At 67.2% G+C, this 15,396-nt stretch carries 16 protein-coding genes, 1 tRNA gene and 4 pseudogenes; 12 read left to right on the top strand and 9 right to left on the bottom strand.

Features of this window, described 5'->3' with window-relative positions; all coding sequences use genetic code 11:
• Positions 1-32: 32 nt before the first annotated feature.
• From OHB04_RS03020 to OHB04_RS03005, 4 genes are all read left to right on the top strand, one after another.
• A complete protein-coding gene (locus OHB04_RS03020; RefSeq protein ID WP_326686110.1) occupies positions 33-1,409 on the top strand; it encodes an MFS transporter in 1,377 nt (458 codons plus the stop codon).
• A 44-nt stretch (positions 1,410-1,453) separates the two neighbouring features.
• Entirely contained in the window at positions 1,454-2,218 is a 765-nt protein-coding gene (locus tag OHB04_RS03015) for an SDR family NAD(P)-dependent oxidoreductase (RefSeq protein ID WP_326686109.1), read from the top strand.
• Between the two features lie 251 nt (positions 2,219-2,469).
• Positions 2,470-3,282, top strand: a complete 813-nt coding sequence (locus tag OHB04_RS03010) for a sugar phosphate isomerase/epimerase family protein (protein WP_326686108.1) — start codon at positions 2,470-2,472, stop codon at positions 3,280-3,282.
• Positions 3,283-3,445: 163 nt separating this feature from the next.
• Positions 3,446-4,237, top strand: coding sequence for an SDR family NAD(P)-dependent oxidoreductase (locus OHB04_RS03005; protein ID WP_326686107.1), 792 nt, complete (start codon positions 3,446-3,448; stop codon positions 4,235-4,237).
• 63 nt (positions 4,238-4,300) lie between these two features.
• On the opposite strand, the gene OHB04_RS41675 is transcribed toward OHB04_RS03005, so the two are convergent.
• The 4 genes and pseudogenes from OHB04_RS41675 to OHB04_RS02990 form a co-directional block, all read right to left on the bottom strand.
• Positions 4,301-4,417 (bottom strand): hypothetical protein, encoded by a 117-nt coding sequence (locus OHB04_RS41675; protein ID WP_405806893.1) that lies wholly within the window; start codon positions 4,415-4,417, stop codon positions 4,301-4,303.
• A gap of 77 nt (positions 4,418-4,494) precedes the next feature.
• Positions 4,495-4,659: pseudogene (locus OHB04_RS41670) on the bottom strand (transposase); the annotation flags it as partial.
• A pseudogene (locus OHB04_RS02995) lies at positions 4,614-4,892 on the bottom strand (transposase); the annotation flags it as partial. The pseudogenes OHB04_RS41670 and OHB04_RS02995, both read right to left, overlap by 46 nt.
• Positions 4,893-4,931: 39 nt before the next feature.
• A complete protein-coding gene (locus OHB04_RS02990; protein ID WP_326686106.1) occupies positions 4,932-5,381 on the bottom strand; it encodes a hypothetical protein in 450 nt (149 codons plus the stop codon).
• Here OHB04_RS02990 and OHB04_RS02985 point away from each other — a divergent pair.
• Positions 5,289-5,864, top strand: a pseudogene (locus OHB04_RS02985) (aldo/keto reductase); the annotation flags it as partial. The gene OHB04_RS02990 and the pseudogene OHB04_RS02985 sit on opposite strands and share 93 nt — an antisense overlap.
• A 35-nt stretch (positions 5,865-5,899) precedes the next feature.
• On the opposite strand, the gene OHB04_RS02980 reads toward OHB04_RS02985, so the two are convergent.
• On the bottom strand, positions 5,900-6,814 hold the full coding sequence (locus OHB04_RS02980; RefSeq protein WP_326806749.1) for a helix-turn-helix domain-containing protein: 915 nt from the start codon (positions 6,812-6,814) through the stop codon (positions 5,900-5,902).
• Between the two features lie 88 nt (positions 6,815-6,902).
• Between OHB04_RS02980 and OHB04_RS02975 the strand changes: the two genes are divergently transcribed.
• The 3 genes from OHB04_RS02975 to OHB04_RS02965 all read left to right on the top strand — a co-directional run bounded on the left by OHB04_RS02975 (position 6,903) and on the right by OHB04_RS02965 (position 9,074).
• Entirely contained in the window at positions 6,903-7,298 is a 396-nt protein-coding gene (locus OHB04_RS02975; protein WP_326686104.1) for an MmcQ/YjbR family DNA-binding protein, read from the top strand.
• A complete protein-coding gene (locus OHB04_RS02970; RefSeq protein WP_326806748.1) occupies positions 7,295-7,663 on the top strand; it encodes an MmcQ/YjbR family DNA-binding protein in 369 nt (122 codons plus the stop codon). The genes OHB04_RS02975 and OHB04_RS02970 overlap by 4 nt, the downstream gene beginning before the upstream one ends.
• 100 nt (positions 7,664-7,763) lie before the next feature.
• On the top strand, positions 7,764-9,074 hold the full coding sequence (locus OHB04_RS02965; protein ID WP_326806746.1) for a replication-associated recombination protein A: 1,311 nt from the start codon (positions 7,764-7,766) through the stop codon (positions 9,072-9,074).
• A 251-nt stretch (positions 9,075-9,325) separates the two neighbouring features.
• On the opposite strand, the gene OHB04_RS02960 is transcribed toward OHB04_RS02965, so the two are convergent.
• On the bottom strand, positions 9,326-9,421 hold the full coding sequence (locus OHB04_RS02960; protein WP_442815069.1) for an aldehyde dehydrogenase family protein: 96 nt from the start codon (positions 9,419-9,421) through the stop codon (positions 9,326-9,328).
• A gap of 39 nt (positions 9,422-9,460) precedes the next feature.
• Between OHB04_RS02960 and OHB04_RS02955 the strand changes: the two are divergent.
• Positions 9,461-9,795 (top strand): annotated as a pseudogene (locus OHB04_RS02955) (transposase); the annotation flags it as partial.
• 201 nt (positions 9,796-9,996) lie between these two features.
• Here the strand turns inward: OHB04_RS02955 and OHB04_RS02950 are convergent.
• Positions 9,997-10,407, bottom strand: coding sequence for a P-loop NTPase fold protein (locus OHB04_RS02950; protein WP_326806745.1), 411 nt, complete (start codon positions 10,405-10,407; stop codon positions 9,997-9,999).
• A gap of 875 nt (positions 10,408-11,282) precedes the next feature.
• Here OHB04_RS02950 and OHB04_RS02945 point away from each other — a divergent pair.
• The gene (locus OHB04_RS02945) at positions 11,283-11,765 is read left to right on the top strand and encodes a hypothetical protein (protein ID WP_326686100.1); all 483 of its coding nucleotides are present in this window, start codon (positions 11,283-11,285) and stop codon (positions 11,763-11,765) included.
• A 142-nt stretch (positions 11,766-11,907) separates the two neighbouring features.
• Complete coding sequence (locus OHB04_RS02940; RefSeq protein WP_326806744.1) at positions 11,908-12,438, top strand: site-specific integrase; 531 nt, start codon at positions 11,908-11,910, stop codon at positions 12,436-12,438.
• A gap of 125 nt (positions 12,439-12,563) precedes the next feature.
• Here the strand turns inward: OHB04_RS02940 and OHB04_RS02935 are convergent.
• Positions 12,564-12,640 (bottom strand) — tRNA-Pro (locus OHB04_RS02935).
• 239 nt (positions 12,641-12,879) lie between these two features.
• Here OHB04_RS02935 and OHB04_RS02930 point away from each other — a divergent pair.
• Positions 12,880-14,208, top strand: a complete 1,329-nt coding sequence (locus tag OHB04_RS02930; protein ID WP_326686098.1) for an NAD(P)/FAD-dependent oxidoreductase — start codon at positions 12,880-12,882, stop codon at positions 14,206-14,208.
• Between the two features lie 680 nt (positions 14,209-14,888).
• On the opposite strand, the gene OHB04_RS02925 is transcribed toward OHB04_RS02930, so the two are convergent.
• The gene (locus tag OHB04_RS02925; protein WP_326686097.1) at positions 14,889-15,368 is read right to left on the bottom strand and encodes a hypothetical protein; all 480 of its coding nucleotides are present in this window, start codon (positions 15,366-15,368) and stop codon (positions 14,889-14,891) included.
• Between the last annotated feature and the right edge of the window lie 28 nt (positions 15,369-15,396).

Raw genomic sequence — 15,396 nt, 5'->3', positions numbered from 1 at the left:
ATCCCATCCCTCACTGCACTGAGGAGCGCTCAATGGCGAACGCACCAAGAATAACCTCACCGAACTCCCCCTCCAACACGGGCAAAGGAGAAACCCCGCCCCGCAGAAGGCGGTTGAACATCCTGGCCGGAACCGTCGGCCACTTCATCGAGTGGTACGACTGGTACATCTACGGCCTCCTGGCCGCCGTCTTCTCAAGCCAGATCTTTCCCGGCAGCAGCCCGGCGATGTCGCTGATCAGCGCCCTGCTGACCTACGCGGTCGGGTTCGTGGTGCGGCCGCTGAGCGGCGTCATCATCTCCCCTCTGGCCGACCGCTACGGCCGTCGCGTCGTGATGGCCGTAGCGGTCGGCGGCATGACCGCGGGCAGCCTGATCATCGCGCTCACCCCGCCGTTCTCCGCCATCGGCTACGCGGCACCGCTGCTGTTCCTGATCGCCCGCGTACTGCAGGGCATCTCGGCCGGCAGCGAGTCGCAGAGCGCCATCGCCTACATGGTGGAGAACGGCTCGACCGACCGGCGCGGCCTGTTCGGCTCGCTGTCGAATATGGCCAGCGGCCTGGCGACGCTGGCCGCCACCGGCATGGGGGCGATCGTCACCTCGACCCTGAGCACCCACGACCTGGAGACGTGGGGCTGGCGCATCCCGTTCGCCATCGGCGGCCTCCTCGGCGTCGTCGGTCTGCTGCTGCGCTCGCGCGCCGACGAATCCCCCGAGTTCGAGGCCGCCGTCGAGCAGTCCGCCGCCGACGGCCAACCCGAGAACCTGCGCCTGCGGGAACTGCTGCGCAGGCACCCCAAGGCACTGCTGCAAACCGCGGCTCTGTCGGCCCCCGCCGTCGCCTACTACACGTGGGCCACATTCCTTCCCACCTACGCACACCTGACCACCGGACGTGACCTGGACTCCGCCCTGGCGGGGAACGCCATCGGGCTGGGCCTGCTGGTGATCATTGTGCCGCTGTGCGGCGCCCTGTCCGACCGCATCGGCCGCCGCAAGCCCTTCCCCATCATCGGGGCCGTGGGCATGGTGGTGCTCTTCTACCCGCTGCTGTTGCTCTTGCAGCAGCCGGGATTCGGCGTATACGTGACGGTGACCGTCAGCGGCTGGGTGGTCCTGGCGATCTGGCAGGGCGTTTACCCGACGATCCAGGCCGAACTGTTCCCCGCCGCCGTCCGCGTGTCCGGCATCGGTGTGGCCCACCAGATCGTCATCGCGGCCCTCGGTGGGACGGCCCCGCTCATCGCCAGCTCATTCGTCGAGGCGGGCCACCCCATGGGCGTGGCGGTGTACATGACGGCCATCGTCCTGATCTGCCTCATCGTCTACCTGACGCTGCCGGAGACGGGCCGCGCGGGCACGCACACCACTGACACCACGCCCCCTGCGGCATCTGAAGCCGAGTAATGCTCAGCATCCACGAAATCCACGGCATCTACGGAGGACGCCCCATGACCGCCCCGTCCCAGATCGCGCTTGTCACCGGTTCCAGCGGAGGTATTGGAGCCGCTACCGCCGAACGGCTGCACGCAGCCGGCGCGACGGTCATCGGCTGCGACCGCACGGCACCGGAGAGTCTCCCGAAGTGGCTCGCGGACTTCCGTGAACTGGACGTCACCGACGAGCAGGCGGTGCACGACACCGTGACCGGGATCCGGGCGCAGTACGGGGCGATCGGCGTCCTGGTGCACGCCGCCGGAATCCTCGGCAACGAGCCGGACCTGCTCACGACCCCGAGCTCCGAGTTCGCCCGGGTGATGGCAATCAACGCCACAGGATCCTTCTCGGTACTGCGCGAAGTCGGCCTGGTGATGCGGGCCCAGAGCTTCGGCTCCATGGTCGCGGTGGCCTCGGTCGCCGCGAAGGAGGCCCGTCGTGCATACGTGCCGTACAACGCCAGCAAGGCGGCGGTGTTGAACATCTGCTGGTCGCTCGCCCTGGAACTCGGCCCGGACAACGTGTCGGTCAACTGTGTGTGCCCCGGCCCGGTCAACACCGCCATGTGGGACCAGCTCGCCGACCGCGCCGGCGGCGGCGACCCTGAGGGGGACCGGCGCGCCCGCGAGGCCCGGTCCGCGCAGATCCCGATGGGCCGGTTCGCCGAGCCGGAGGAGGTGGCGGCGACCATCGCCTTCCTCACTGACCCGGCAAACCGTTACCTGACCGGTCTGAGCCTGGATGTCGCCGGCGGCGCCCGGCTCGGGATGGGCAGTTGATGGAGCGGCTCCACCCTGAGCACGGAGTCGTCATGAACTGTCCGATGCGGAATGGGAGTTCAGCCGGCCGTTGCTGCCCGGCTCGAGCAGTGGGGACGTGGGCTCAGCGAAGCCTGGACTCGCTCGCGGCGGAGTATGAAGAGCTCACTGCTGCCAGTTCAGCCCCTGAACAATACAAGGAATCCCGGTCGTAGCCGCCCCTGCTGCCGAGCGCGCGATGGGGACACCTCAAAGGTTGAACGGAAATCCACATGATCATCAACACTTTTTCATATCTTTGGTCGACAACGGCGATCGATGCGATATCCGAGTTGGTCCAGAATGGGTACAATACCTTCGAGGTTCCCATCAGTTCTCCGCATTGCTGGCCGGAAGAGATCTCCAGCTCCGAGCATTCGACAATCCTGGCGACGCTCAACGAGAACGGCGCCAAGATCCGATCCTTGAATGCCGGCGGATACGACATCAATCTGGCCAGTCCTGGTGCCAGCATGCGCCGGAAGAGCATCGAGCACATCACGTCGGTGATCGATCTTGCGGTAGCTTGGGATGTCCCGGAAATTGTGATCTCACCCGGCACGCGGCGTCCTATGATCTCCCCCTCGCTCGAGAATGTCCACGGGTGGATGCACGAAAGCCTGGAAGAGCTGATCCCGCTGGCCAAGCGGGCGGGAAAACGACTCCTCTTCGAGAACACCCCCTACTGCTTTGCACCAACGATTGGAGAACTGATAGATATCGTCGGCACGGTCAATGATGATGCACTAAAAATCGTGTACGACGTCGCGAACGCTGCTTACATCGGGGAGGATCCCGTATCGAGTCTGCGCTCGCACCACCGATCGGTTGCGCTCATGCATATCTCCGACACGGGTACGGAAACGTGGGGCCACGACCCCATCGGCACTGGGGTGATCGATTGGAACGAGCTGTGTAAAGCAGTCAACGAAACGATCGGGGTAGACAACGTCGTGCTCGAAGTCATCCGCGAAGAGAATACCCTTGAAGAATTCGCGAAGGCGATGCGTGACCTCAGTGAAGAGGGTTGGAATCTCGGAGAGTGATTTCGATGCCTCGGGGTTCAGAGTGACTCCGAGGGTCGTCGAACAGTAAGGTGGCATTTCTCGATCACCGGTGTGAGTCGAAGTGCTTCGAAACGCATCAGATACAGCTGCCACGTGTGACCTGCTGAGTATGCCCGCTGGGAGTATACAAGGAGAGTGTGCGATGAGAGTTCTGGTCAGTGGCGGAAGCAGCGGCATCGGCGCGTCTGCAAGCCTGAGGCTCGCAGAGGCAGCGATTGCCCGTGGCGAACAGCCGATGATCGCGGTATCCGGCCTTACTGCGAACGCGCGACAAGACGAGGTCGTCCGATCGGTCCAGTCGATGGGCGGCAAAGCCATTGCATTGACAGGGGATCTGGGTGATCCCGACGTGCCCGGTCAGCTGGTAACCGCTGTGGTCGACGAGTTCGGCGGCTTGGATGCGCTGGTGGCAAATGCCGGAATCGCCAACCCTGGCGCACTCAAGGATCTCTCCCTCGAGGACTGGGACGGCATGTTCTCCGTCAACCTCCGCGGGGCGTGGCTACTTGCCAAAGCAAGTTACCCGCACCTGAAGGACAGTCGCGGGTCCGCCTGTTTCACCTCTTCGATGTCCGGCCAGCTCCCACATGCCGGATCGGGTGCTTACAGTCCGACCAAGGCTGCACTCACGATGTTGGCTCAGACACTCGCACTGGAATGGGCACCTGACGGAATCCGCGTGAACGTGGTATCCCCGGGCATGACTCGCACGCAGATGACTGAACAAATGTACCTCGATCCCGAAGTAAAGAAGGCAAGGGAAAAAATCATCCCGCTGTCGAAAATTGGCGACCCGATGGATATCGCAAACGTGATCGAGTTTCTTGTCGGCCCGCTGGCAGGATATGTCACCGGCCAAGATTTCTGCGTCGATGGGGGTTTCTCTAAGTCCATTCTCAGTCACATTCCCGGTCGGCCCAGCTCCAAGTCCTGATGGGAACTGTTCAACCGGCTTTACAGTCACACGGCGGTGCCCCCTAGGTTCTGTGGTCAAATTTCACGCCCACATCAGGTGTGGGGCGAGGGCGACGGCTGCTTCGAAGGACTGGGCGGTCTTGCCGTAGCGGGTGGCGATGGCGCGCCACTGCTTGAGGCGGTTGAAGCAGCGTTCCACGACGTTGCGGTGCTTGTAGGCCTCTCGGTCGAAGGCTGGCGGGCGCCTCCCCGGCTGCCGCGCCGGGCCCGGTAGGCCCGCTCGGGGATCGTGTGGGTGATGCGCTTGCGGCGGAGCCAGCTTCGAATCGCTTTCGAGATGTAGCCCTTGTCGCCCAGGACGTGAGCGGGCCGGGGCGGGGTCGCCCGGGTCCGAGGCGGGGCACGCGGATCGCTTCCAACACGGCGGTGAACCGCCGCCACTGCAGCGGGCGCGAGGCGGTGTCGGTGGCGGTGTGGACACTGACCGCGACCTGGCAGCTGGCGCGCTTGCCCACCGCTTCACAGTACTGGCGGGCTACCCCGACCTACATCTGGCCGTCCTTGGGCACCGACACATCGTCGATCACCCATGCCGTCGGCCGGGTCAGTGGCAGCATCCGCTCACCCCGCTGCCGCACCGCCACCGGATCCCACGTCGACTGGTTCACGAACTGCACGCTCGAGGGCCGCGACCATGGCAGCTCGGCGCGCCGTCAGGAACGTGGCGCGGCCCTCGCCGGACGGGGCAGCAGGTCAGGCTGTGCAGCCCAGGCGGTGGCGATCTGGTGGACGAGGACCAGGATGTCGACCGGGTCCCAGGGGGCCTCCAGCTGGTCGGCTTCCTGGGCCTCGCGGAGTTGCTCGATCTTGCTGGCCACCGATTCCCGGAAGGTGTCGTGGGGGAGGGAATCGCCGGCGTCAAGTTCCAGTTGCCCCCAGCTCATGAGCCGGAAGCGGTCGGGATGGTCGGTGAAGTAGTCGTGGAGGCGGCCTGCGTAACCGGGCAGGTCGTGGGGTCCATGCGGGTCGGTTCCCCGGCGATCCCGTGCTGGGAGAACTCGGCCTTGGCGGTCGCGGGCACCGTCAAGGAGCTCATCGATGCGGGCAAGGTCAAGTACTTCGGCCTGAGCGAGGCCGGCCCGCAGACCATCCGCAAGGCGCACGCCGTCCAGCCGGTCTCGGTCCTGCAGACCGAGTACTCGCTGTTCGAGCGCGACGTCGAGCAGCTCTTTCCGGTCCTGCAGGAGCTCGGCATCGGCTTCGTTCCCCGTTCGCCCCTCGGCCGCGGCTTCATCACCGGTAGCGCGAAGCCCGCGGCAGAGTACGACGCCACCGACTTCCGCAAGACCAACCCGCGCTGGCAGCCCGGCAACTTCGAGAAGAACGTCGAAGCCGTGGAGCGACTTGGCCGGCTGGCCACCGCCAAGGGCATCACCGTCTCCCAGCTCGCCCTGGCCTGGCTGCTCGCGCAGGGCGAGCACATCGTCCCGATCCCGGGTACCCGGCGCGTCGCCCGCATGGAGGAGAACGCCCACGCGGCCGACGTCACCCTCACCGAGGCCGATCTCGCCGCGATCCACGAGATCCTCCCGACCGGCGGATTCGGCGCCCGCTACGCCGAAGAGCACATCCCCAACTGGGTGTGACCCCAGCCCGATCGGTACCCCTACCCGCGCGTTGCCTACCGTGCCGCGAAAGCGGCCGGGGTGAGACCGGTGCGGTCGCGGAAGAAGCGGCCGAAGTTCGAGGGATCGGTGAAGCCGAGGTGGACGGCCACGGACCGGGCGTCCCACCGGGCGTCTCCCAGTAGGCGCCGGGCTTCGAGGAGGCGCCGCTCGTCGATGAGTTCACGCACTCCCTTGCCGGTGGCTTCCCGGGCGGCGCGGCTGAGGGTGCGGACCGAGCAGCCGATCAGCTCGGCGTAGTCCGCGGCCCGGTGCAGTTCGCGGAAGTGCAGCTCCAGGGCGTCCGCGAACCGTCCGTAGGTGTCACCGTGGCTCCTGCCGGCACTCGTGCCGGCGGGTGTGATCCCGGGGGCGTTGGCGAGGCGCAGCAGCAGCGATTCGAGCAGGCTGCGCCGCAGGGCGTGGTGGACGTCGAGGGGTCGGCGTCCAAGTGCGCGGTGTTCGCTCAGAAGCTGGAGTGCCGTCTGCTGGAGCCAGGCGTCGTCGTCGGGGTGCGGGCTCAGCACGGCAGGGGCCTCGTGCGCGGTGAGCGGGGCCAGCAGGCGGGCGATGTCGGGCCGCAGCACGTCCGGTTCGAACAGGATGAACGGGCCGCGGGCGGCGCCGGGCGGGTGCCAGCACTGCGTGTGTCCGGGACGCACCCACAGCCACTGGCCGGGGGCGACGGTCCGGGTGATGTGGTCGACGTCGTGCCGCAGCTCGCCCTCGGTGACGGTGATGAGGTAGTGGAAGGTGGCGCGGCCCGGCCGGGGCGGGTTCCACGGCCAGTCGTCGTGCTGGGCGAAGAAGTCCTCGACGGTACTCACCTCCAGGCCGTACGGGGTGCCGACCGGGGGGTGGAATCCGAACAACGGGACCGCGGCCGGCCTGGCCTGTCCGCTCGGGCTGGAGTGTCGCTTGTCGACCATCACGTGTCCGCAGCCTACTGCCCTTTTTGTCGGCTTCGAGGGAAGGATGGGATGTGCCTCCGCGACCACCTCTGAGGAAAGGCAACGCCCCATGAACGGAACGACGCTGCACAAGACCGCCGCCGACTGCGCCGAGGAGCTTCCCGGAGCCCAGCTGGAGCATCCCTTCGGCTACGACTGGGAGGTCTTCAAGGTGCGTGGCAAGGTGTTCATGCTGATGACCGAGGTCCCGGGGCGTCCCGTCGTGATCCTCAAGGCGGACCCCGGTGAGGCCCTCGCCCTGCGGGAGCAGTACAGCCACATCACGCCCGGCTACCACATGAACAAGAAGCACTGGATCACGCTGGAGGGCGGGGACGGCGTCGGCAAGGAGCTCGTCGATGAGCTCGTCACCGACTCCTACCGGCTCGTGGTCGCTCACCTGCCCAAGGCCGAGCGGCCCGTTGACCCGCATACCTACGGCAGCGGCACGCGGGCGGCCCGGTGAGCGCGGCCGGCGACCGGCTCCAGGGCACCGCCCGCCAGGCGGCCCTCGCGCTACCCGGGACGGACCATGGTTACCCGTTCACCCAGCACCTGGACGTGTACAAGGTCGCGGGCAAGGTGTTCCTGATCGTCACCGACGACCCGGACGAGCAGATCATCACGGTCAAGTGCGAACCCGAACACGCCCGCGCGCAAGTATGTCGCTACGTATCGATCACACCGGGCCGCTACCTCGACAAACGCCACTGGATCTCGCTCGGTCCTGGACCCGGCATCACCAAGCGACTGGTCACTGACGCGGTCGAGGACTCCTACGACCTCGTCTTCGAGCGGCTGCCCGGGCGCGACCGCCCCCGCGCCCGATGAGCACCGCAAGCGCGCCCACGATCTGCTGAGCCCACGCCTGTCAGTGCCCCGTGCAAGGCTTGCCACGCCCGCACACCTCCGCCTGCAACCCGAGAGACCGATGGAACCGACTCTGCCGCTCTTCGACGAGGAGCCCGCCCGGCCACTCGCCGACCGCCTGCGCCCCACCCAGCTGGAGGATGTCGTCGGGCAGGACCACCTCCTGGCCCCGGACGCCCCGCTGGGCCGCATGGTCGCCCAGCAGCGCCTCGGCTCCGCCATCCTGTGGGGGCCGCCCGGCGTCGGGAAGACGACCATCGCCCGGCTCCTCGCGGACGCCGGCAACTTGGCCTTCGAGCCGGTGTCGGCCACCTTCTCCGGCGTCGCCGAGCTGCGAAAGGTTTTCGCCGCCGCACGCAGTCGGCGCACCATCGGCCAGAGCACCCTGCTGTTCGTCGACGAGATCCACCGCTTCAACCGCGCCCAGCAGGACAGCTTCCTGCCCTACGTCGAGGACGGCACGGTCATCCTGATCGGCGCCACCACGGAGAACCCCAGCTTCGAACTCAACGGCGCCCTGCTCTCCCGGACCCAGGTCCTCGTCCTCAAACGCCTCGACGAAGCCGTACTGTCCACGCTCCTCGACCGCGCCGAGCGCCTCACCGGCCACCAGTTGCCCCTGGACGACGACGCCCGCCACGCCCTGATCGCCATGGCCGACGGCGACGGCCGCTACCTCCTCAACATGGCCGAACAGCTCCACGCCCTCCCCAAGACCGGGACACCGCTGGACACCGCCGCGCTCGCCCACCACATCCAGCAGCGCGCCCCGGTGTACGACAAGGCGCAGGAGGGCCACTACAACTTGATCTCCGCACTGCACAAGTCGATGCGCGGCTCCGACCCGGACGCGGCCCTGTACTGGCTCGCCCGCATGCTCGACGGCGGCGAGGACCCCCTGTTCGTGGCCCGCCGCCTGGTCCGCTTCGCAAGTGAGGACATCGGGATCGCCGACCCTCACGCCCTCCAGCAGACGCTTGCCGCCTGGGACGTGTACGAGCGACTGGGCTCCCCCGAGGGTGAGTTGGCGATCGCTCAGGCCGTCGTCTACCTCGCCACCGCCTCCAAGTCCATCGCCGTCTACCGCGGCTTCAACGCCGCACACCGCGCCGCCCGTCGCACCGGTTCCCTCATGCCACCCGCTCACATCCTCAACGCCCCGACCCGTCTGATGAAGAACCTCGGCTACGGCAAGGACTACCAGTACGACCCCGACACCACAGACGGCTTCTCCGGAGCCGACTACTTCCCCGACGACATGGACCGCGAGACGTACTACCAGCCCACCCGCAACGGCTACGAAGCCCAGATCAGCGAACGCCTGCGCCACTGGGCCGGCCTACGCGGGCAACGCCGAAACCCCGAGGGCTGAGGCCCGTTCTGGCCCCGCCCGGTGTCCCGATGTGGGAGCACCGGGGTGTCCCTGTGCGCGAGGGCGCCCGTGCTGCCGAAAAGCAGCTCTGGCTTCCGCTTGCTCGGCGGAGCGTAAGAAGCCGCCGCCTCGGCGGACGGCCATGGATCCGCATTCCGACGATGCGGCGACGAGCAAGCGAATCCGTTGCCCGGCCGGAGTGTGAGGTTGTAGAGGCGGATCTCCTGGCACTCCTCGCGCCTCTCGATGCTTCACTCGCGGCCAAGGACAGACTGCTTGACGCCGCCGAACGGGGCTGCGGCGTTGGAGGGTACGGTCTGGTTGATGCCGACGAGGCCGGTCGCCAGCCGTCGGGGCGACGTTGAAGGTGGTCGAGGCCCTAGAACCAGGCCGGCGTCTGGTAGCGGCTCCACGAGGCGCTACTGGCCGGACTGAACGCGGCAGCCCGGCTCAACCGGTCGCGCTGCGTGGTCGACTCCTCCCACGTCAGGGCCCTAAAAGGGGATCCACAACACGGGCTCCTCGCCGGTCGACCGGGGCCGGGCAGACTCCAAGCACCATCTGATCACCGACGGGCACGGCACCCGCTCGCGGTCCTCCTCACCGGCGGTAACCGCAACGACGTCACCCAGCTGATGCCACTCCTGGACGCGATCCCGCCCATCCGCGGCGGGGCCGCCACCCGCGACGCAGGCCGGACTCGCTGTTCGCCGACTGCGGGCTTCGGATCTGCCCAGCCCGCCCTGGTGATCCCGGACGCGGACGGGCCGTTCCCGCCGCCGCGGGGCGCGCACCGGCTACCCGGCGCGCGCCCGTACGTCTCGTTGACTCCTATCACGTGTGGCGAGTCAGGTCTCAAGCTGACCGAAACTACTCAGCTGCGCTCCGCTCTCTGCGGCAACGGCGGCGTCGTGACTACGCATTACGAGGCGGAGTCGACCGATGAACGCTCGAGGGCGAACTGCTGCAGGGCCCAGGCGAGAGGCCACTGGTGCAGCGGCGTTTCTCCGTTGAGCTTCACATGACCCGGCAGCTCCTGCCGGGTGCGGACCTCGGCAAGCAGCTGCTCCGCCTCCATGGACGGGTAGTCGATGTCGTTTGACAGTTCGTCCTTCAGCAGCCGTACGACCGACGATTTGCCGGTGCCGTAGCGGCCCAGCAGGCCAATAGCCAGGGCCTCTTTGGAGTTGCGGGTGATGTCGGCGAGCTCGCGCGCGACCGAGGCATGATCGAACCGGTCCTCGTCACGCTGGCTGATCGCTACGTCCTCGATGATCCGCGACGTTCTTCCGCCCACCGCCACACCCGCCCTGTGAAGTTGCTCGATAAGCACTGATACTACGGATCTTTAGGCGATCAAGTGCGGCAGTGGGTGGATGGGGATGCCTGGCCACCTTGACGCGCAAGGGTCCCGCCAGGGCTGCGGGGTGGGGCCGCCCGGAGACGTGAAGCCCGGGCCCGTCGGTTTCTCGGGTGCGCTGGGGTGCCGACGACTCGGCCGCCGCAGATGGGTCACCTAAGTTTTTCGCATGTGGTTCGTGTTGATTCCGTGGGTCAGGTTCCGTGCCCAGGCCGAGACGGCTTCAGGAGCGGGACGGCGGACCGTGGGGGCGATGATCGCGAATGCGTCGACGCCATTGCTGCTGTGGTCGCACCACGGCCTCACCCGGACCTGCATGCCCGCACCGCCCGGATGACGACCACTCCACGACCACGAGCACAAAAGACCGCTCCCACTCCTCGATGGAAACGGCCTTCGACCAGCTAAAGCATGGTCGGGACGGCGGGATTTGAACCCACGACCCCTTGACCCACGCGGGGCGGCCCATTGACGCATCACACGGAGTGCGTGGCGGGGACTGGGCCTGGCCTGACGCCTCTTCCGACCGTCGCGCTGGGCCACACTGCCGCCGTGAGGAGCTGAGACCGCCTGCGGCGCCGCGTCGGCTGCGTACCACAACTGAAGGCGAGCGATTCCGCACAGGGCCGCAAGACAAGGGGTCGGCGCAGGCCAGAGGCTTATGACGGGGCTGGTGATCGCGGGGTGATCGCAGGGTTCGGGGGGCTTGAGCGAAACTGGAAGTAGGGCTCCCCAGGGTGATCGGTGGTGAGTGCGATGCGGTCGGTACGAGATCGGGGCCGCGTGTATCGGCGGTGCGGTGCCGGGATGGGCAGCGGCGGCAGCTGGGGGCGCGTTGCCCGCGCCTGATGTCCGATCCGGATCACGGCCGGTGGTCCTTCGCGGTGGACGTGTTCGATCCGGGGCGACGACGGGCCACGGTGCGCCGTGGTGGCTTTACCAGCCGGGAAGAGGCTCAGGCAGCGCTGCGCCGCTTTCTGGAAGGGGAAGGCGCCGGATTCCGGGCCGATCCGAACGAGACTGTGGCCGAGTACCTTCGCAGCCGGCTGGCGGCGAAAGAGCTGAGTCTGAAGCCGACCACCTATGCGCGCTATCGCGCCTACGTGCACGCCGGCCTGATTCCCCACCTGGGTGGGGTGCGGCTGGATGATCTTTGCTACGGGCACATTGCTGGGTTTGCGCACGCCCAGCTGGCGCTGGGGCGGGGGGAGAGTCACGTTGCACCGGTGTCTGGCTACGCTCTCCAGCGCTTTGGGCGCGGCGGTGCGCCAGCACCGGCTGATCCACAATCCGGCGCGGCCGACGGTCATTCCCCGGCCGGCGTCGGCTGAGCGGCGGATCTGGACGATGGCCGAGACTGCTCAGTTCCTGGATTACTGTCATGCGCATGATCCGCAGTCCGCGGATCTGGTGGAACTCCTCATCGGTACGGGGATCCGCAAGGGTGAAGCCTTGGGGCTGCACTGAGCGGATGTGAACTTGGACGAGGGTGTGCTGCGGGTGCGGTGGACCTTGTCGGCTGTCGACAACAATCGGTTGGTCCTGACGGCGCCGAAGACTCGCGCCAGCCGCAACTGGGTCGCCCTCTCCGGCCGCGTCACCCAGGCCCTGGAGCGCCGGGCCGCGGCGGGAGAGTCACCGGATGGGCTGGTCTTCCACCGTGCTGATGGGCGTCCGCTGCATCCGGAGTACACCCTCAACCACTTCCACCTGCTGTGTGCACGGGCTGGGGTCCCCGTGATCACGCTGCACGACCTGCGGCACCTGGCCGCGACGATCTCCATCACGGAAGGCGTGCCACTGGTGGTCGTCTCCAAGACCCTGCGCCACTCCACGCTTTCGACAACAGCCAACATCTACAGCCATCTGACCAGCCAGGCCGTCGACCAGATCAGCCGCAGCCTCGACCACGCCGGACAACCCACGCGCCAACGCCCGGAGGACGCGACCACTTCGCGACCACCTCCACCGCCCGACGCGCCTCAACCCCCTGATGGCGCATAGCAGTCAACCAATAGCCGTGCCAGAGAGGGAGGAGCTGAGACCACCATGCGATCACCACCCCCCGGAACACGCATAGGCCACTCCCGCCTTCCGGCGGAAGTGGCCTATGCGACCTGCGAAAACGCTGGTCGGGACGGCGGGATTTGAACCCACGACCCCTTGACCCCCAGTCAAGTGCGCTACCAAACTGCGCCACGTCCCGGTGCTCGTTCGGCTCGGGGTTTTTCCCTTGCCGCTCGCGCACAAAGAACAATACAGCACTTCAGGGGGTGCTCGCGCACCCCTTCCCATGTGCGGCTGGAGGGGTGTTCTTCGGCGGCGCCGGAGCTGTGAGCGGGAGCGGAGACGTTTGGCGGCCTGGGGTGCGGGAACCTCGGCGGTCCTGAGTTTCCACGGGCGGAGGTGCCGCCTCCGCCCCTCTCCCGTGAGGAGGTCGCGGCTGTGAGCCGGTCCCGCATTGTGATCGTCGGTGCCGGGTTCGCCGGATACCAGGCGGCCCGCACCCTGTCGCGCACGCTTCGTGGTGCGGCGGAGATCGTGCTGGTGAACCCGAACGACTACTTCCTCTACCTGCCCCTGCTGCCCGAGGTCGCCTCCGGTGTCCTGGAGCCACGGCGCGTGTCCGTATCGCTGGCCGGGACGCTGCCCCGCGTACGGCTCGTCCTCGGCGAGGTGGACGGTGTCGACTTCGGCGAGCGCCGGCTGCGCTACACGGACCCCGAGGGTGGCACGGGTGAGCTGGGCTACGACCGGCTCCTGCTGACCGTCGGAAGTGTCAACAAACTGCTGCCGATTCCCGGCGTCGCCGAGCACGCGCACGGCTTCCGCGGCATGCCGGAGGCCCTCTACCTGCGCGACCACATCAGCCGACAGATCGCCATGGCTGCCACCAGCGACGACCCGGAGGAGGCCGAGGCGCGTCGCACCTTCGTGGTCGTCGGCGCCGGCTACACGGGCACGGAGGTCGCGGCGCACGGGAAGATGTTCACCGACTCCCTGGCCCGGCAGCACGGCCGCAGCGACGAGAGGTCCGGGCCGCGCGATGACCGCAGTCCTCGCTGGATGCTGCTGGACGTCGCGCCGCGCGTCCTGCCCGAGCTGGACAAGCGCCTCTCGAAGACCGCGCACAGGGTGCTGACCAAACGCGGCGTCGATGTCCGTACGGAGATGTCGGTCAAGGAGGCGACCAGCGAGGGAGTGCTGCTGAAGAACGGGGAGTTCATCGCGACCCGCTCGCTGATCTGGTGCGTGGGGGTGCGGCCCGACCCCCTGGTGCAGGACGTCGGGCTGGAGACGGAGCAAGGGCGTCTGGTGGTCGACGAATTCCTGCGCGTTCCGGGCCATCCGGACGTCCTGGCCTGTGGCGACGCGGCTGCCGTGCCCGACCTGACGCGGCCGGGGGAGCTCACGCCGATGACGGCGCAGCACGCCGTGCGGCAGGGGAAGGTCGCGGCGCGGAACGTGGCTGCCACCTATGGTTACGGGACGATGCGCCAGTACAAGCACCACGACCTGGGCTTCATGGTCGACCTCGGCGGGGTGCAGGGAGCCGCGAACCCGCTGCACGTGCCGCTGTCGGGACCGGTCGCCAACCTGGTCACCCGCGGTTATCACGTGGCGACGATGCCGGGGAACCGGGTCCGGGTGCTCGCGGACTGGATGCTGGACGCGCTGCTGCCCAGGCAGGCCGCACAGCTCGGGCTCGTACGGTCGGGCTCGGTGCCGCTGGAGTCGTCCTCTCCGGAGGTCGCCCGCGTGCTCAAGCGGTGAGAAGGGCGGTAGGGCGGGGTTGCGGGGGTTGCGGATCGGGGCGGCTGCTGGGGCGGGGACGTGGCCCGTCCCGGGCCGCCCGCCCCGTCCTCCGTCCTCGTGCCGTCCCGCCATCCGTGTTCGTCCCGCCTCCGCCTGGTGCAGCCGAGCCGGTCATGCCGGGGCCCTGGTGGCTGCTGTGACTGTGGGGCGGTGGTGTTGTCCACAGCGGCGAGTGATCCACGGAAAGTGAATGCCCGGAACGGGCTGTGATGACCCTGGTCATCTTCTGTCGTGCCGGCGAGGAGTGCGCGAGGAACTGGCGGTTGTCTGGGTCTGTGGGCGGGTGCCGTAGGTGGTGTGGCGGCCCCTCCTCGCCCGGGAGGCGATCCGCTGTCCGCGGATACCGGCTGCCGCAGCCTCTCGTGGCAGGGAGCGCGGCTGCGGGGGCTTCTGTGCCGCTCCACCGCGCTGCGGCTGGGCACGTCCATATTGAACGGGACGGGAGCCGCATACTGGTTGCCATTGGCTCGCAGCGCTTACGTATTTCGATAAATTCCCATAGCAGCTATCTATTTTTCTGATCCACGTGTAACGGTGATGGAGCATGTGTGGGCAGGGATTGCGGGCAGTGGGTCTGCCACCGTTCACGGTGTCGAGCGATTCGCTGGAGCCGCCAGTGGGGTATGCGAGGCCAACGGTTATTCGAGTGTTCCCTCGTTGTCAAATTCTACGTCGCTGGTATCTGATAGATTCTGCACCTTGCGCGCTTCGTTGATCATGACCAAAAATGCGTCAAGAGTGGAGGGGGAGAGGCCCTCGGACCTCAGCGCCAGATTCCTGATCCTGGTGTCACGCAAGGCGGAGAGCAGGGGCAATTGGGAGTTGACGCGGTTGGATGCTTCTTCATTCAGAAAATACTCGGGTGGTACCCCGAAAAACTCCGCCAGTATGTCCAATTGCTCAAGCGTGACGTTGCGTTTCTTCCCGGTCGACAGTTCCCACAGGTACGTGGCGGAGATCGTGCCGCCCGTCGCCTCTCTGATCTCAGCGGCAAGTCGGGCAAAGCCGGGACGTTTGCGTGGGTCGGGATATATTGCCTCAATCAGTGCATTGAGGCGTTGGTCGAACTTCCGGAGCAACGAGCGATGGGCGCCGCGATGTTCTGACTGGCCGCGCATTGTGCGTGGTCCTTCGCTTCGAGGGTCG

It is taken from the genome of Streptomyces sp. NBC_01775, assembly GCF_035917675.1.
GTDB lineage: Bacteria > Actinomycetota > Actinomycetes > Streptomycetales > Streptomycetaceae > Streptomyces.
Note: the sequence above shows the minus strand (reverse complement) of the source record. Positions and strands in the feature narration are given on the sequence as shown.